Genomic DNA, 602 nt, shown 5'->3' with positions numbered 1-602 from the left:
CGCTGCTCCCGGGAAAACTCCACGCCAATCAGATGGATCGGCTGACCCCGCCCCCGGTACTTATCCGCATAGCCCTTATCCTTGATCTGCTGCAGCGCCCGCCCCTGGGGCACCTGCTCCACCACCTTGAACTCGAACACGTACACATGGCCGCCGAACTCCACGGTCATGTCCACCTTGCCCATGTGGGAAGAATCCTCCACTGAGATCTGCAGCCCCAGCGCCGCAAAGTGACTGTAGAACACACTGGCATAATGCCCCTCATACCGGGCAATGGGATTATTCCGATACCAGTCATGGGGCAAGGAAGCAAACAGCGCCTTGAAGTGAACCTCCAGGGCATCCAGGTCATGGGCCTGCAAAATCCTGAACAGACTCAACCGCTGCCGGGGTGACTCAGCCACCCCCAGGGCCGGCAACAACGCCTGATTCAGGCTCGACTCCCCCTCCCGGTTGGGATAACCCAGGGTGTAGAGCCAATACCCCGTCATGGGCTCCTCCACCGCATGCACCGTGAGATAACCCGTCTGGAACAACAGCGCCTCGGTGGCAATCCCATCCACGTCGAACCGCCCCAGCAACTCCGCCTCCGTCTGCATCGC

1 protein-coding gene is annotated in these 602 nt (G+C 60.6%); it reads right to left on the bottom strand.

Translation table 11 applies throughout. The features are described from left to right. Positions 1-602, bottom strand: a 602-nt coding sequence (locus tag LPW30_RS15890) for a PD-(D/E)XK nuclease domain-containing protein (RefSeq protein WP_239681366.1), incomplete at both ends; no start/stop codon positions are given.

Origin of the sequence: Ectothiorhodospira variabilis (genome assembly GCF_022227625.1) — a bacterium.
GTDB classification, from domain to species: domain Bacteria; phylum Pseudomonadota; class Gammaproteobacteria; order Ectothiorhodospirales; family Ectothiorhodospiraceae; genus Ectothiorhodospira; species Ectothiorhodospira haloalkaliphila.
Note: the sequence above shows the minus strand (reverse complement) of the source record. Positions and strands in the feature narration are given on the sequence as shown.